The sequence below is a fragment of the Roseateles sp. GW835-FHT13E02 genome (assembly GCF_058794035.1).
This window is the reverse complement of the sequence record NZ_JBXAGJ010000012.1, coordinates 25,095-39,938: the sequence shown is the minus strand read 5'-3', so window position 1 is coordinate 39,938 and position 14,844 is coordinate 25,095. Positions and strand designations below refer to the sequence as shown.

13 protein-coding genes are annotated in these 14,844 nt (G+C 65.8%); 2 read left to right on the top strand and 11 right to left on the bottom strand.

Translation table 11 applies throughout. The annotated features are described in order from the left end of the window. Window positions 1-688 precede the first annotated feature (688 nt). Both AC1Q6P_RS13175 and AC1Q6P_RS13170 read left to right on the top strand, forming a co-directional pair. Window positions 689-3,595, top strand: a complete 2,907-nt coding sequence (locus AC1Q6P_RS13175; RefSeq protein WP_102767834.1) for a ribonucleoside-diphosphate reductase subunit alpha — start codon at window positions 689-691, stop codon at window positions 3,593-3,595. A gap of 239 nt (window positions 3,596-3,834) precedes the next feature. Next, window positions 3,835-5,055 (top strand): ribonucleotide-diphosphate reductase subunit beta, encoded by a 1,221-nt coding sequence (locus tag AC1Q6P_RS13170; protein ID WP_102767833.1) that lies wholly within the window; start codon window positions 3,835-3,837, stop codon window positions 5,053-5,055. A gap of 40 nt (window positions 5,056-5,095) precedes the next feature. Here AC1Q6P_RS13170 and AC1Q6P_RS13165 read toward each other — a convergent pair whose 3' ends face one another. The 11 genes from AC1Q6P_RS13165 to AC1Q6P_RS13115 form a co-directional block, all read right to left on the bottom strand. Then, a complete protein-coding gene (locus tag AC1Q6P_RS13165) occupies window positions 5,096-5,884 on the bottom strand; it encodes a hypothetical protein (protein ID WP_492664315.1) in 789 nt (262 codons plus the stop codon). Window positions 5,885-6,164: 280 nt separating this feature from the next. Next, complete coding sequence (locus AC1Q6P_RS13160; protein ID WP_492664314.1) at window positions 6,165-7,532, bottom strand: zinc-ribbon and DUF3426 domain-containing protein; 1,368 nt, start codon at window positions 7,530-7,532, stop codon at window positions 6,165-6,167. An 87-nt stretch (window positions 7,533-7,619) separates the two neighbouring features. Next, window positions 7,620-8,519, bottom strand: a complete 900-nt coding sequence (gene prmA / locus AC1Q6P_RS13155; protein WP_492664424.1) for a 50S ribosomal protein L11 methyltransferase — start codon at window positions 8,517-8,519, stop codon at window positions 7,620-7,622. A 53-nt stretch (window positions 8,520-8,572) separates the two neighbouring features. Beyond that, window positions 8,573-9,922 carry an acetyl-CoA carboxylase biotin carboxylase subunit gene (accC, locus tag AC1Q6P_RS13150; protein WP_102767830.1) on the bottom strand — a complete coding sequence of 450 codons (1,350 nt, stop codon included), beginning with the start codon at window positions 9,920-9,922 and terminating at the stop codon, window positions 8,573-8,575. A 9-nt stretch (window positions 9,923-9,931) separates the two neighbouring features. Beyond that, window positions 9,932-10,396, bottom strand: coding sequence for an acetyl-CoA carboxylase biotin carboxyl carrier protein (gene accB / locus AC1Q6P_RS13145; RefSeq protein ID WP_102767829.1), 465 nt, complete (start codon window positions 10,394-10,396; stop codon window positions 9,932-9,934). Between the two features lie 72 nt (window positions 10,397-10,468). Continuing rightward, window positions 10,469-10,918: a type II 3-dehydroquinate dehydratase gene (aroQ, locus tag AC1Q6P_RS13140; protein WP_102767828.1), complete on the bottom strand. Its 450-nt coding sequence runs from the start codon at window positions 10,916-10,918 to the stop codon at window positions 10,469-10,471. Between the two features lie 190 nt (window positions 10,919-11,108). Then, entirely contained in the window at window positions 11,109-11,741 is a 633-nt protein-coding gene (locus tag AC1Q6P_RS13135) for a TlpA disulfide reductase family protein (protein ID WP_492664313.1), read from the bottom strand. Beyond that, a complete protein-coding gene (locus AC1Q6P_RS13130) occupies window positions 11,738-12,367 on the bottom strand; it encodes a hypothetical protein (RefSeq protein ID WP_492664312.1) in 630 nt (209 codons plus the stop codon). Before AC1Q6P_RS13130 ends, AC1Q6P_RS13135 begins: the two co-directional genes overlap by 4 nt. A gap of 5 nt (window positions 12,368-12,372) precedes the next feature. Next, window positions 12,373-13,122: a transglycosylase domain-containing protein gene (locus AC1Q6P_RS13125; protein WP_492664311.1), complete on the bottom strand. Its 750-nt coding sequence runs from the start codon at window positions 13,120-13,122 to the stop codon at window positions 12,373-12,375. After that, window positions 13,119-13,985 (bottom strand): shikimate dehydrogenase, encoded by an 867-nt coding sequence (gene aroE, locus AC1Q6P_RS13120; protein ID WP_492664310.1) that lies wholly within the window; start codon window positions 13,983-13,985, stop codon window positions 13,119-13,121. Before aroE ends, AC1Q6P_RS13125 begins: the two co-directional genes overlap by 4 nt. After that, complete coding sequence (locus tag AC1Q6P_RS13115) at window positions 13,982-14,839, bottom strand: cell envelope integrity TolA family protein (RefSeq protein WP_102767823.1); 858 nt, start codon at window positions 14,837-14,839, stop codon at window positions 13,982-13,984. Before AC1Q6P_RS13115 ends, aroE begins: the two co-directional genes overlap by 4 nt. Window positions 14,840-14,844 lie beyond the last annotated feature (5 nt).

Sequence of the window (14,844 nt, the reverse complement as noted above, 5' to 3'; positions counted from 1 at the left end):
CTGTGGACCGGCTTCAGGCTGAAGTGCTGGGGTTCGAAATCCGGCCAAGCGCCTTCGCGCCGAGCCAGCATTGACGCGGCTTGGCGAGCGATTTCGGCCGCCAGGCCTGATTTGATGCGGGTTGGCGCGCGCGTTGCGCGTGGCCATCGAATTCAGACCGTGATTTCCTGCTCAAAACAGGCGGCAAGCCCCGGTTTCTCGGGCTTGTCGGGGGCTGGGACATAGCGCGTTCATACGGGGTCGTCAACCGGATTGATACGCTATCGGTAGTGCTTGAGGGGGTGGTCGGCCCCAGATATAGTGTTCTTCATGGTATCCTTCAATCTTGGCTGCGGTGCTCTGGAGACACCTCTTCACGCCTTCGGGCGGCAGGGGCTGGAGCAGGGCCCAAGACTTGATTTCGAGGCTTCGAACGGCGCTCGCCGACCCACCGGTCGGTGCGGCAGCCGCGGCGAAGCAGGCGCCACCCGCCGATGGATCGCGGGTTCTTGCGTCAACCTCGCAGCAGTCGGCCGAGCCGGCCGGTGCTCCCCAGGAGCCCGATCCGCTTCGCGCCAGCAGCCGGAAACAACCATTGCCCGACCCGAGGCGGTCCGGCGTGTGCCAGCGATGCCCCTGACGGGCGCGCAACACGCCGCCGCCCCGCTATGTATTGACTGAATCAAACGTGACCTCACAAGGAAGATCCATGCAGACACAAGCCGCTCCCGCTGTGAACCCGGCGCCTGAAGGCGCCAGCCGCCTGGCGTCGTCCACCCTGAGCCTGGCCGCCCAGTCGGCGTTCCAGGCCTATCAGATCCTGCGCCGCAATGGCGCGGTGGTGGCCTTCGAGCCGAGCAAGATCGCCGTGGCCCTGATGAAGGCCTTTCTGGCCGTGCACGGCACGACCGGCGCGGCCTCGGCCAGCGTGCGCGAGACGGTGGACGGCCTGACCGAAGCGGTGGTGCGCGCCCTGCTGCGTTCGCGCCCGAGCGGTGGCACCTTCCACATCGAAGACATCCAGGACCAGGTGGAACTGGGCCTGATGCGCGGCGGCCATCATGAAGTGGCACGTGCTTATGTGCTGTACCGCGAGCGCCGCTTCCAGGAGCGCCAGCGCCAGGGTCTGGTGGAAACCGCGCCGGCCGAGAGCACGCTGACCGTGATCGACAACGGCCAGCGCGTGCCGCTGGATCTGCCCCATCTGCAAAGCCTGATCGTGTCGGCCTGTGCCAACCTCGGCGCCGATGTGAAGCCCGAGCCCATCCTGGCCGAGACCAAACGCAATCTGTACGACGGCGTGCCCATCGACGAGGTCTACAAGGCCTCCATCCTGGCCGCCCGTACCCTGATCGAAAAAGACCCGGGCTACAGCCGCGCCACCGCACGCCTGCTGCTGCACACCATCCGCCGCGAAGTGGTGGGTGGCGAGATCAGCCAGGAGCAGATGCAAGAGCGCTACGCCGAGTACTTCCCCAAGTACATCAAGAAGGGCGTGGCCGCCGAGCTGCTGGACGAGAAGCTGGCCCAGTACGACCTGGCCCGTCTGGGTGCGGCGCTGAAGGCCGAGCGCGATCTGCAGTTCGACTACCTGGGTCTGCAAACCCTGTACGACCGCTACTTCCAGCACATCGATGACAAGCGCATCGAAATGCCGCAGGCCTTCTTCATGCGCGTGGCCATGGGCCTGGCGCTCAACGAGATCGACCGCGAAGCGCGCGCCATCGAGTTCTACGAAGTGCTGTCCAGCTTCGACTTTATGTCCAGCACCCCGACCCTGTTCAACTCGGGCACCCGCCGTTCGCAGCTGTCGAGCTGCTACCTGACCACGGTGGCCGACGATCTGGACGGCATCTACGAGGCGCTGAAAGAGAACGCGCTGCTGAGCAAGTTCGCCGGCGGCCTGGGCAATGACTGGACCCCGGTGCGCGCGCTCGGCTCGCACATCAAGGGCACCAATGGCAAGTCGCAAGGCGTCGTGCCTTTCCTGAAGGTGGTGAACGACACGGCCGTGGCCGTGAACCAGGGCGGCAAGCGCAAGGGCGCCGTCTGCGCCTATCTGGAAAGCTGGCACCTGGACATCGAAGAATTCCTGGAGCTGCGCAAGAACACCGGTGACGACCGCCGCCGCACCCACGACATGAACACCGCGAACTGGATCCCAGATCTGTTCATGCGCCGTGTCATGGACGGTGGCGACTGGACTCTGTTCAGCCCTTCGACCTGCCCGGACCTGCACGATCTGTTCGGCAAGGAATTCGAAGTCGCCTACACCGCCTACGAGGCCAAGGCCGACCGCGGCGAGATCAAGCTCTTCAAGCGCATGCCGGCCAAGGACCTGTGGCGCAAGATGCTCTCGATGCTGTTCGAGACCGGCCATCCCTGGATCACCTTCAAGGACGCCTGCAATGTGCGTTCGCCCCAGCAGCATGTCGGCGTGGTGCACTCGTCCAACCTTTGCACCGAAATCACGCTGAACACCAACGACAGCGAAATCGCCGTCTGCAATCTCGGCTCGGTCAACCTGGTTCAGCATTTGAAGGACGGTGGCGTTGACCACGAGAAGCTGAAGAAGACGATCGCCACGGCCATGCGCATGCTGGACAACGTGATCGACATCAACTACTACGCCGTCAAGAAGGCGCGTGACTCCAATCTGCGCCACCGCCCGGTGGGTCTGGGCCTGATGGGCTTCCAGGACGCGCTGTATGCGCTGCGCACACCCTACGCCTCGCAAGAAGCGGTGGAGTTCGCCGACCGTTCGATGGAAGCGATCTGCTACTACGCCTACTGGGCCTCGACCCAGCTGGCCGAAGAGCGCGGCCGCTACTCGTCCTACCGCGGCTCGCTGTGGGACCGCGGCATCCTGCCGATCGACTCGCTGGAGCTGCTGGCCGAAGCCCGCGGCGGCTATGTGGAAGTGGACCGCTCGACCAGCATGGACTGGGATGCGCTGCGTGCCCGCATCGCCACCCACGGCATGCGCAACAGCAACTGCGTGGCCATCGCCCCGACCGCGACCATCTCCAACATCATCGGCGTGGACGCATCCATCGAGCCTTGCTTCGGCAACCTCTCGGTCAAGTCCAATCTGTCGGGCGAGTTCACCGTCATCAACGAAGCGCTGGTGCGTGACCTCAAGGCCCTGGGCCTGTGGGACGACGTGATGGTCATGGACCTCAAGCACTTCGACGGTTCGCTGCGCCGCATCGACCGCGTGCCGGAAGAGCTGAAGAACCTCTACGCCACCGCCTTCGAAGTGGAAACGCAGTGGCTGGTGGAAGCCGCCGCGCGCCGCCAGAAGTGGATCGACCAGGCGCAGAGCCTGAACATCTACATGGCCGGCGCCTCGGGCAAGAAGCTGGATGAGACCTACAAGCTGGCTTGGTTGCGCGGCCTGAAGACCACCTACTACCTGCGCACCATGGGCGCGACCCATGCCGAGAAGAGCACGGTGACCAAGTCCGGCCAGCTCAACGCGGTGTCCTCGGGTGGCGCGTCGGGCCTGTCATCGGCACCGGTGGCTGCTGCACCGGTGGCCGCTGAACCCGAGTTGCCAGCCACGGACATGAAGTTCTGCTCGATTGACAACCCCGATTGCGAGGCTTGCCAGTAAGCAGATGAAAAAGAGGCGATGTGAGATCGCCTCTTTTTGTCTGCGGCCCGCGATATCAATGCTCATCGATGTCGCCGGTCTTTTGTATGCATAGATTTGAAGTTATGTGTTGAGCGTGATCTTGTGCGCGGAATCGAAAATTCGATGCAGCACAGCAACGCACAAGGCGTCTTGATGTCAAGAAGTCCTTGGTGTTTGAACACAACACTCTGATAATTCGACACGATAGGAAGTCCACCATGTTGGTTTGGGAAGAAGACCTGAAGCCTGCTGATTCAGCCACTGCAAATGCCGCATCCAGCCCCGCTGCGAATGCGCGTGTTGATGCCTCCGTCGGCGCCGCCCATCTGGCCGCCGCGGGCGCCGCCCCAGCAGCTGGCCTAACCTCCTCCTCACCCGCCACCGCGGCGGTGCTGGCATCGTCGCCGGCTCAAGCTGCCGAGCGCCGCGTCAAGGCCGCCGACAAGCGCATCATCAACGGCCAGACCGACGTCAACCAACTCGTCCCCTTCAAGTACAAGTGGGCCTGGGAGAAGTACCTGGCCACCTGCGCCAACCACTGGATGCCGCAGGAAGTGAACATGTCGCGCGACATCGCGCTGTGGAAGAGCCCGAACGGCCTGTCCGAAGACGAGCGTCGCATCATCAAGCGCAACCTCGGCTTCTTCGTCACCGCCGATTCGCTGGCCGCCAACAACATCGTGCTGGGCACCTACCGCCACATCACGGCGCCCGAGTGCCGCCAGTTCCTGCTGCGCCAGGCTTTTGAAGAAGCCATCCATACCCACGCCTACCAGTACATCGTGGAGTCGCTGGGTCTGGACGAGGCCGAGATCTTCAACGCCTACAACGAAGTCAAGTCCATCCGCGACAAGGACGAGTTCCTGATCCCCTTCATCGACGCGATCATGGACCCGAACTTCCACACGGGCACGCAGCAAACCGACCAGACCCTGCTGAAGAGCCTGATCGTGTTCGCCTGCCTGATGGAAGGCCTGTTTTTCTACGTCGGCTTCACCCAGATCCTGGCCATGGGCCGCCAGAACAAGATGACCGGTGCGGCTGAGCAGTACCAGTACATCCTGCGCGACGAGTCCATGCACTGCAATTTCGGCATCGACCTGATCAATCAGATCAAGCTCGAGAACCCGCAGCTCTGGACGGCCGAGTTCAAGGCCGAGATCAAGGCCCTGTTCATGAAGGCCGTGGAGCTCGAGTACGCCTACGCCGAAGACACCATGCCGCGTGGCGTGCTCGGCCTGAATGCATCGATGTTCAAGGGCTATCTGCGCTACATCGCCAACCGTCGTGCCACCCAGATCGGTCTGGAGGAACTCTTCCCGAATGAAGAGAACCCCTTCCCCTGGATGAGCGAAATGATCGACCTGAAGAAGGAACGCAACTTTTTCGAAACCCGCGTCATCGAGTACCAAACCGGTGGCGCGCTGAGCTGGGACTGAGGTCGTTGAAGGCTGCGGCCTTCCTCGCCCCCGTTTCAGCTCACCGAAAAAGATCAGAAGAAAGATGTATGTATTGGCCAGTTCTGCGCGCCGCTGAATCCTCAGCGGCTCGCGTGACCGGCACCCCCATTTGCCGTACCGGGGCACTCCTCCTGGGTGACATTCGGACGGCAAATAACTGCGCTGCAGCGGCCTCGCTGACTGTAGGCAGTGCTCTTTTCACTTGATCAAGGAGAACTGAAATGGCAACTGCGAAGAAGGCTCCGGCCAAGAAGGCCGCCGCTCCGGCGAAGAAGGCTGCTGCTGCACCGAAGGCTGCTGCTGCACCGGCGAAGAAGGCTGCTGCACCGGCGAAGAAGGCTGCTGCTCCGGCGAAGAAGGCTGCTGCTCCGGCCAAGAAGGCTGCTGCTCCGGCGAAGAAGGCTGCTGCACCTGCCAAGAAGGCTGCTGCTCCGGCGAAGAAGGCTGCGGCTCCTGCCAAGAAGGCTGCTGCACCGGCGAAGAAGGCTGCTGCACCTGCCAAGAAGGCTGCTGCTCCGGCGAAGAAGGCCGCTGCACCTGCCAAGAAGGCTGCTGCTCCGGCGAAGAAGGCCGCGGCTCCTGCCAAGAAGGCTGCTGCTCCCGCGAAGAAGGCCGCTGCTCCTGCCAAGAAGGCCGCTGCACCGATCAAGCCTCCCGTGAAGAAGGCTGCTGCGCCGATCAAGCCGCCGGTCAAGAAGGCCGCCGCGCCGATCAAGCCGCCGGTGAAGAAGGCTGCTGCTGCGCCCAAGGCCGCTGCTGCTCCGAAGGCTGCTGCTGCAAAGCCGGCTGCCAAGAAGGCCGCTGCCAAGCCCGCTGCAGCCGCTCCGGCCGCCAAGACCGCGCTGAGCCCGCAAGCCGCTTGGCCTTTCCCCACCGGCAACAAGCCCTAAGTCGCGCGCTGCCGCGCCATGCAGGCCACCTCAGGGCGGCTTGCGGCGGCACCCGCTTCTTCTCAAACCCGGCCTCGGCCGGGTTTTTTCATGCCTGCACGCGATGCGCAGGTCGAAGCGCTTTAGCTGGAGCTGGGCAAAGGGGAGAGCGGCGATCGGGCGCAGCGGCGACCCGCTGGCCGCGCGCTCCGTTGAGGCTCAGGGGTAGAACAGCTCGACGCTGTAGCCGCTGACAGCCTTGTCGCCGGTGGTCAGCAGGGCTTGCACGGGCAGCTCGGTCGCTGCGGCAAGTGCATCCTGGCTCAGATTGAAGTCCTTGGGCGCGAGCGCGCGGCGCGCGATCAGCTGGCCGTTGGCATCGGTCAGGCTCAGCTCCACCCAGGGCAGGGCGAGCTCGTATTCGCCCTTGTTGCGCAGGGTCAGGGCCAGCTTGTAGTGGTGCCCCGAACCGGCTTGGCTCAGTGCGCTGGCGTCGACGCTGAAGCTGTCCAGGCGCTGCCAGGGCTTGATTTCGCAGTGGGCCAGGGCACAGAAGGCTTGCAGATCGGCGCGCAGCTGCGGGTAACGGGCCACCAGGGTGTCACGGAACTGCCAGGTGGCCTGCAAGCCCAGGGCTGCCAGCGCCAGGCCGCAGAGCAGGCCCAGGCTGACGCGCACCCAGAGCCGGTTCCAGATCGTGGCCTGGCGCGCCGGGCGCATGAAGGTGGGCAGCTCCGAAGGCGCGCCACCGCTGTTGCTTTCGCCGCCAGCGGCTGTGCCTTCTGGTTTCACCGCCTTGGTGGCCTCAGCCTCGGCGGCGGCCAGCAACTCGCCGTTTTCGCCCAGGGTGGTGGGCTGAAAGCCGTGGTCGCCTTCGCCCGGGCTGTGTGGGGCTGGCGTGGCTTTTTGTTGCGCCAGCTGGGCCAGCTGAGCCTGCGCGCGCTGGCTGGCTTCGGCCGCAGCCAGCTCGGCCTGCAGCCGGGCCTGCTCTTCTTCGTAAGCCTGTTGCTGGATGTCGGCTTCGGCCTGGGCCTGGGCTTCCAGCTGAGCGCGCTGTGCACTCAGCCGGGCCATTTCCTGCTCGACCTCTTGCGCCACCTGCTGTTCCAGCGAGGGCTCGATCTCGGGCTCGGTCCAGCGCGGGGCGGGGTCCTTGGCGCCGCCCGCGTCGAGACCGGGCTCATCGACCCAACGGGGTTCGTGGCGCGAGTCCATGGCGGCCGCGACGATGGAGTCGTGGCCCGGGCGAGGCTCCTTGTGCGGTGATGCAGCCGTCAGGTCCAGTGGCCGCGGTGGCGGTGGTGCGTAGGCAGGTGCCGGGATCGGGGCCGGAGGGCTTGAGGTGGGCGGCGGGCTCGGTGCCCAGTGGCCATCGTCCTGCGTCGACAAATCGACCGCAGGTGTGTCGTGGGCAGGGGCGGGCGGCCAGGGCGGTGGGGCCTCGAGATCGATGTCGAAGAGCTGCTCGCGGGCGTCGAACACTTCGGCGCAGCGGCCGCAACGCACCCAGCCTTCCGAGACCCGGAGCTGGTCTTCCACGACGCGGAAAATGGTTCCGCAAGCGGTGCAACGGGTGGCAAGACTCATGGCGAGATCATGCCATGAGTCCGCCGAAGCTCAGGGCTAGGCAAGCCCGAACTCGATCGTGAATTCGGGCTCCGCACCACGCCCGAATCAAGCCGCAGGACGCTGGGCCGTCATCAGGATCCAGCCCTCTTCCTCGTCGCTGACCTCGAGCTTCAGCCAGGGGGCGTAGGCTTCCTTCAGCTCCTCGGCCTGGCGGGCCAGGATGCCGGCCAGGATCAGATGTGCGCCCGGGGCGAGGTGGGCCGCCAGCAGTGGCGCCAGCAGCTTGAGCGGCGTGGCCAGGATGTTGGCCATGACCAGCGGGTACTCGCCTTGCGCGGCATCGGGCAGGGCGGCCTTCAGTGCCACCTGGTTGGTCTTGGCATTGTCCTGGCTGGCGGTGATGGCGGCCGGATCGATGTCCACCGCATCGATGTTCTGCGCACCATGCAGGGCCGCGCCGATGGCGAGGATGCCGGAGCCGCAGCCGTAGTCCAGCACGCGGGTCCAACCGGGGCTGAGCTCGCTGTGCGTGGCGATCCAGCGCAGGCACATGCGCGTGGTCGGGTGGGTGCCGGTGCCGAAGGCCAGGCCCGGGTCCAGGCGCATGACGCGCGTGGCCTGGGCCGGGGCTTCATGCCACGACGGCACGATCCAGAACTCGGGCGTGATCTCCACCGGCGAGAACTGCGACTGCGTCAGGCGCACCCAGTCCTGCTCGGCCACGGCTTGAATCGCCTGCACATGCACATCGGCCGCCCAGTCCTGGCTGAGGATCAGGGTGGCGCATTCGGTGGCTTCGTTCTCGTCCGGGAACAAGGCCTTGACCACCGAGCGCTGCCAGCCGCCGCGCGGCGCCGGCATGCCGGGTTCGCCGAACAGGGCTTTCTCGGCATCGGTGTCGGCATCGGCGTCTTCCACCGACACGGCCAGCGCGTCCAGCTCCATCAGTGCGTCGCTGACGATCTCGACATCGTCCTCGCCGCAAATCAGCAGCAGTTCGTGCAGGGTGGCCGGGTTGGGCTCCTTGGCCGCGTCCGGTGCAGAAGAGGTGTCGTCGCTCATCGCTTGTGTTGGCTCATCCAGCCTTCGAGGTAATGGATGTTGGTGCCGCCTTCAATGAACTTGGCGTCGACCATCAGCTCGCGATGCAGCGGGATGTTGGTCTGGATGCCTTCCACCACGGTCTCGCTCAGGGCGATGCGCATGCGGGCCAGGGCCTGCTCGCGGGTGTCGCCGTGGACGATGATCTTGCCGATCATCGAGTCGTAGTGCGGCGGCACGACGTAGTTGGTGTAGACATGCGAATCCACGCGCACACCCGGGCCGCCCGGTGCGTGCCACATGGTGATGCGGCCCGGCGAGGGCGTGAACTTGAAGGGGTCTTCGGCGTTGATGCGGCACTCGATCGAATGGCCGCGCATGGTGATGTTTCGCTGGGTGAAGGGCAGCTTTTCGCCAGCCGCCACCTTGATCTGCATCTGCACGATGTCGATGCCGGTGACCAGCTCCGTCACCGGATGCTCGACCTGCACGCGGGTGTTCATCTCGATGAAATAGAACTCGCCGTTTTCGTACAGGAACTCGAAGGTGCCGGCGCCGCGGTAGTTCATCTTGCGGCAGGCTGCGGCGCAGCGGTCACCGATCTTCTCGATGATGCGGCGCGGGATGCCGGGTGCCGGTGCTTCTTCAAGGATCTTCTGGTGGCGGCGCTGCATGGAGCAATCGCGCTCGCCCAGCCAGACGGCGTTCTTGTGCTCGTCGGCCAGCACCTGGATTTCCACATGCCGTGGGTTCTCCAGGAACTTTTCCATATAGACCTGCGGGTTGCCAAAGGCTGCGCCGGCTTCGGTGCGCGTCATCTGCACCGCGTTGACCAGGGCTGCTTCGGTGTGCACCACGCGCATGCCGCGGCCACCGCCGCCGCCTGCGGCCTTGATGATGACCGGGTAGCCGATGGCGCGGGCGATCTTGATGATCTCCTTCGGGTCTTCGGGCAGGGCGCCGTCCGAACCGGGCACGCAAGGCACGCCGGCGCGGATCATGGCCTGCTTGGCCGAGACCTTGTCGCCCATCATGCGGATGGACTCGGGCGTCGGGCCGATGAAGGTGAAGCCGCTGCGCTCCACGCGCTCGGCAAAGTCGGCGTTCTCGCTCAGGAAGCCATAGCCGGGGTGGATGGCTTCGGCATCCGTCACCTCGGCGGTGGCGATGATGGCTGGCATGCTGAGGTAGCTCTGCGAAGACGGCGCGGGGCCGATGCAGACGGCCTCATCGGCCAGCTTCACATACTTGGCGTCGCGGTCGGCTTCCGAGTAGACGACCACCGACTTGACGCCCAGCTCGCGGCAGGCGCGCTGAATCCGGAGGGCAATTTCCCCCCGGTTCGCGATCAGAATCTTCTTGAACATCGCAAATCCTTATTCGATGACGAACAAGGGTTGGCCGAATTCGACGGGCTGGCCGTTTTCGCACAGCACCTTGGTGATCGTGCCGCTGAAGTCGGCGTCGATCTCGTTCATGATCTTCATCGCTTCGATGATGCAGATCGGCGAGCCTTCCTTGATCGGCTGGCCGACTTCGGCGAAAGGCTTGGCGTTCGGGCCGGAGGCGCGGTAGAAGGTGCCGACCATGGGTGACTTCACCACATGGCCGGTTTCGGCCGGAGCTGCGACAGGCGCGGCCGGTGCGGCGGCCACCGGGGCTGCGGCCACAGGGGCGGCAGCCACCGGCGCAGCGGCGGGCGCGGCCATCATCATGGGCACGGCCACCGAGCCGTCCGACTTGACGATGCGGACCTTGCCATCGGCTTCGGTGATTTCGAGTTCAGAAATATTCGACTCGGACACCAAATCGATCAGGGTCTTGAGCTTGCGCAGATCCATAGAATTTCTCCAGCGATTGATATTTATTGTTGGAAAACAAAGGCGGCTTCGTGAGCCGCCACCCTCGACGACTCAGGGCTGCGAGTGCTGCTGCAGCTGTGTCAGTGCGTAGCTCAGGGCCAGTTGGTAGCCCTGCGCGCCCAGACCGCAGATCACGCCGACCGCGAGGTCGGACAGATAGCTGTGCTGGCGGAACGCTTCGCGTTTGTGAACGTTGGACAGATGGACTTCGATGAAAGGCAGGGCCACGGCGGCCAGCGCATCACGAATGGCCACGCTGGTGTGCGTGTAGGCGGCCGGATTGATGATGATGAAGCGGCTGCCGTCCTGCGCGGCGGCCTGGATGCGATCCACCAGGGCGCCTTCGTGGTTGCTTTGGAAGGATTTTAGTTCATGCCCAGCATCCGCCGCCATTTTCAGCAGATCAGCGTCGATCTGCGCCAAAGTCTGCGATCCATACACCGCTGGTTCCCGGCTGCCCAGGAGGTTCAGATTGGGTCCATGAATGACGAGAATTTGCATCGGCGTGGGCTGAGGCGCATCCCGAAAGATTTAGAGCCGCAGCACTAGAAACGAAGAAGGCCGGACTTTACGCGTTTTAGGGGCCGTTCGACGCAGGTCGGCGTAAATAAATTGCTTGACCCTTTTTCCCAAATGCGCTTGCCTTTTGGGGCGGATCCGGCCGGCTTGGCCGCCCTGGATCAGCTGAGATTCAGCGTTTTGCAGCCGATGAAGCCGCCATCTCGCGCAGCTCGGTCAGGCTGGTGGCACCGGTTTTGCGCCATTGGATCAAGCCGTCGGCACCCAAGGCCACGCTGAAGGGCAGGCCGCCCTGGCTGTTGCCGAGTGTGCGTGCCAATTGCGTACCGGTCAATCCGGCCAGGCCCTGGGGGAAGTCCAGCGGCAGCTTTTGCAGGAAGGCGCGCACCGGGGTCGGTGCGTCGACGGCCAGGCCGACGACCTGCCAGCCCTGGGCCTTGAACTCGCGCTGGAACTCGGCCAGTTCGGGCAGCTCTTTCACGCACGGCGGGCACCAGGTGGCCCAGAAATTGATTAGCAGCTTCTGTCCGCGGAAGTCGGCCAGGCGCAGCTCGCCGCCTTCAGGGCGCTCGAAGCTTGCCGCCCAGAGCTCGGTCTCGGCGGCCGGCAAGCTGGCCGCGCCTGCCGGTGGCAGGGCGGCGCTTGGCGCTGACCCGGCCGGAGCGGGGGCTTGCGGTGCGGTGCGAATGCCCAGATAGAGGCCGCCCAGACCGGCGGCGCCGGCCAGGGCGCGCAGGGCCCAGCGGCGCCCGCTGGAGACCGGCGGGGTGTCGCTGCTGCTGGTGGCGGGGGGCTGCTTGCTCATGGCTGGTGTTTGCTTTCAGTGTCGTCGGGTTCGTCGAGCAGGCGCTGCAAAGCGGCCAGATCGCCGCGTTCGCTGCGTCCGCGGCTGTCCAGCTTGAGGGCGCCGCGCAGGTCGTCGAAATCCAGAATGCTCAGATGCACCGTGATCTGCTCCTGCAAGGCGCGGCAGGGCGCGGCCAGGGAGAGCACATCGATCTGCCGGCCGCGGGCGTCGTGGCTGGCGCCGACCTCATAGTCCACGCCCAGATTGATCAGGGCGATCTCGGCGGCCTTGCTGTCGTCGCAGTAGAGCTGCAGGTGGATGTTGTTCAGCCGGGTGGCCGTGCCGCGCCAAACGGCGCCGCAGAGATGAGGGCGGAACTCGGCCAGCCGCGCCATCCACTGCGCCGCCAGCTCGCGCAGGGCGCGCAGCTCCGCGGGTTGGGTGTCGCTGCAGAAGATGGCCAGGTACTCGCGCACCTCGTCTTCCAGCTCTTCATTGCTGGGCAGGGCGGCGCGGCCGTGGCGGCTCAGGCCCAGCGCCTTCAACGCGCGCTGCTTGGCCGGGCCGTATTCCAGGCCTTCCTCCACCACCAGGCGAGCGGCGGTGGCGGCGATTTCTTGGCTGAGGGTGGATTCGCTGGACATCGGGCTCAGGGTAGCTCAACCGCGGGCATGCGTGCTTCGATGGTCGCAGCACGCGACAACACGTAGGGAGATGCGGGGCGTTTTTCAAAGCGCTTGGGCGCCGGCAGCATCACGGCCAGGCGGGCCGCCTGGTTCGGGCCCAGCCGGCTGGCGTCCAGGCGGAAGTAGTGACGGGCGGCGGCCTGGGCGCCGAACAGGCCTTCACCCCATTCGACGTTGTTCAAGTAGATGTCGAGGATGCGCTGCTTGCTCAGCAGCCCTTCCAACATATAGGTGATCAGGATCTCCTGACCTTTGCGCACGAAGTTGCGCTCGCCGCTGAGGAAGAGGTTTTTGGCCAGCTGCTGGGTGATGGTCGATCCGCCCACCACCTTGGCCGGCTTCACGGCCTTGGCGGCCGGGCCGGCTTGGGCCAGCTTTTTCTCAAGCTTGGCCTGGGCGCGTTGGTTGCGTTCCCAGGCTTTCTCCAGTGCGTCCCAGTCCACGCCGCTGTGCTCGGCAAAGCTGGCGTCCTCGCTGGCAATCACCGCGCGGCGCAGCTGGGGCGAGATCGCCTCGCCATCGACCCAGGTCTGGCTCCAGGGCAGGGCGCCTTGTTCGGTCAGGATGCGCCAGGCCTCGGCCCGCTGAAAGGTGGTGGATTGCGGCGCCAGCACATTCATCAAGGCGATGCGGCCCGCAAAGTAGAGCTGCAAGGCCAGCGCCCCCAGCAGCAGCAGGGCGGCCAGCCGGGTGAGAAATCGCCAAGGCTTCATGGCTTTGAAGCCAGTTCCTGGCGCAGGGCTTGCAGCACCGGGCCGGTGTCCGGCCGCTGGCCGCGCCAGAGGGAAAAGGCCTCGGCCGCCTGCTCGACCAGCATGCCCAGGCCGTCGCGGCCCTCGGCGCCCTGGGACGCGGCCCAGGCCAGAAAAGGCGCGGCGGCCGGGCCGTACATCATGTCCAGCGCCAGGGCGCCGGGGGCCAGCACGCCCTCGGCCACCGGCACGGCGGCGCCGGCCAAGCTGGCACTGGTGCCGTTGATCAAGACCTGGAAGCCGCTGCCGCAGCCTTGCAGGCTGCTCGCCTGCAGGTCCACGCCGTGCTGTGCCGCCCATTCGGCATGCTGGGCCACCAAGCTGGCGGCCTTGTCCACGCTGCGGTTGGCCACGGTGATGGCGGCCGGCCGCGCCGCGATCAGGCTGCCCAGCACGCCGGCCGAGGCGCCGCCAGCGCCCAGCAGCAGGATGCGCTGACCGGCCAGGCGGCGGCCGGCGTTGTGCTCGATATCGCGCACCAGGCCGGCGCCGTCGGTGTTGTCGCCGAACCAGTCGGGCTGGCCGTCAGCGGCCGTGTCGAAACGCAAGGTGTTGACCGCCCCGGCCAGACGGGCCCGCTCGCTCAGCCGTGAGGCCAGGGCATGGGCTTCAAACTTGAAGGGCACGGTGACATTGCAGCCACGCGCGCCGCCGGCAGCAAAGGCCTGGATGTGCGCGGCAAAACCATCGAGCGGGCAGAGCAGACGCTCGTAGCGCAGCGCCTGGCCGGTCTGGGCGGCGAACTGGGCATGGATGGCGGGCGAGCGGCTGTGGGCCACCGGGTTGCCGGCCACGGCGTAGCGATCGGGGGCGGGCGCAGTCATGGTTGCGGGCTCAAGCTGGTTTCCAGGCCATCCTCGCGGGTGAAGCGGAAGCGCGAGGTGATGACCAGCACTTCGGCGCCCTTGCGCATGGCCTGGCTGAAATTGCCGAAAGGGCTGGCGGCGCGGACGATGGCCACGGCCCGGCGGTCGAGGTTCTTGTTGCCCGAGGAGGCGACGATGTCGGTCTCGATCACGCGGCCGCGGTGGTCCACATGGATGTTCATGGTCAGCTCGCCGTAGAGCTTGCGGCCTTTGTAGGTGGGGAAGTCACGCGTGCCGCGCGCCTCGACCTTGCGGCGCAGGCTGTCGTAGTACTGGGCGTAGACCACCTCGCGCGTGGCCGGGCTGACATAGCGCTTGCGCGGCCGCGCGTTCTCTTCGTTGACGCGGCGTTCAATCTCTGCCAGCAGCTGCACCAGCTGGCGGCGCCGCTCGGCCTGCTCGCGTGCTTCGGCCGTGCCGCGGTCGCGCTCCTGGTCGGGCAGGGGCAGCAGGGCCAGCTCGCGCCGCACCCGGGCCAGCAGCTGTTGCTGCTGTTGCTGCAGCTCGGCGATCTGGGCGTGCTGCACCTCGTTCGCCTCGCCCACCTCCAGCAGCTTGGACGGCGGCAGGGGCGAGGTGGCGCGGCCCGTCTCGGCCTGGCCGCCACCGGCCAGATTGGCCTGAGCCAGGGCCATGGCCTTGGTCGGCGCCTCGGTGCTGCGGCTGTTGACCAGCACCACCTCCAGCGGCGTCTCTTCGAACAGGCGGTTGAAGTTCTCGGGATCGACCCAGCGGAAGGCCAACAGGCCGGCGTGCAAGCCGGCCGAGATGAACAACGCGATCTGGAGGGTGGAGAACTTGCCGCGCCGCATCGTCG

What these genes read in the sequence shown, in the direction of transcription:
- AC1Q6P_RS13125 (WP_492664311.1), bottom strand. Translation starts at nt 13,122, where the DNA reads ATGAAGCCTTGGCGATTTCTCACCCGGCTGGCCGCCCTGCTGCTGCTG.
- AC1Q6P_RS13135 (WP_492664313.1), bottom strand. Translation starts at nt 11,741, where the DNA reads ATGAGCAAGCAGCCCCCCGCCACCAGCAGCAGCGACACCCCGCCGGTC.
- accC (WP_102767830.1), bottom strand. Translation starts at nt 9,922, where the DNA reads ATGTTCAAGAAGATTCTGATCGCGAACCGGGGGGAAATTGCCCTCCGG.
- accB (WP_102767829.1), bottom strand. Translation starts at nt 10,396, where the DNA reads ATGGATCTGCGCAAGCTCAAGACCCTGATCGATTTGGTGTCCGAGTCG.
- aroE (WP_492664310.1), bottom strand. Translation starts at nt 13,985, where the DNA reads ATGACTGCGCCCGCCCCCGATCGCTACGCCGTGGCCGGCAACCCGGTG.
- AC1Q6P_RS13170 (WP_102767833.1), top strand. Translation starts at nt 3,835, where the DNA reads ATGTTGGTTTGGGAAGAAGACCTGAAGCCTGCTGATTCAGCCACTGCA.
- AC1Q6P_RS13175 (WP_102767834.1), top strand. Translation starts at nt 689, where the DNA reads ATGCAGACACAAGCCGCTCCCGCTGTGAACCCGGCGCCTGAAGGCGCC.
- AC1Q6P_RS13115 (WP_102767823.1), bottom strand. Translation starts at nt 14,839, where the DNA reads ATGCGGCGCGGCAAGTTCTCCACCCTCCAGATCGCGTTGTTCATCTCG.
- AC1Q6P_RS13130 (WP_492664312.1), bottom strand. Translation starts at nt 12,367, where the DNA reads ATGTCCAGCGAATCCACCCTCAGCCAAGAAATCGCCGCCACCGCCGCT.
- aroQ (WP_102767828.1), bottom strand. Translation starts at nt 10,918, where the DNA reads ATGCAAATTCTCGTCATTCATGGACCCAATCTGAACCTCCTGGGCAGC.
- AC1Q6P_RS13160 (WP_492664314.1), bottom strand. Translation starts at nt 7,532, where the DNA reads ATGAGTCTTGCCACCCGTTGCACCGCTTGCGGAACCATTTTCCGCGTC.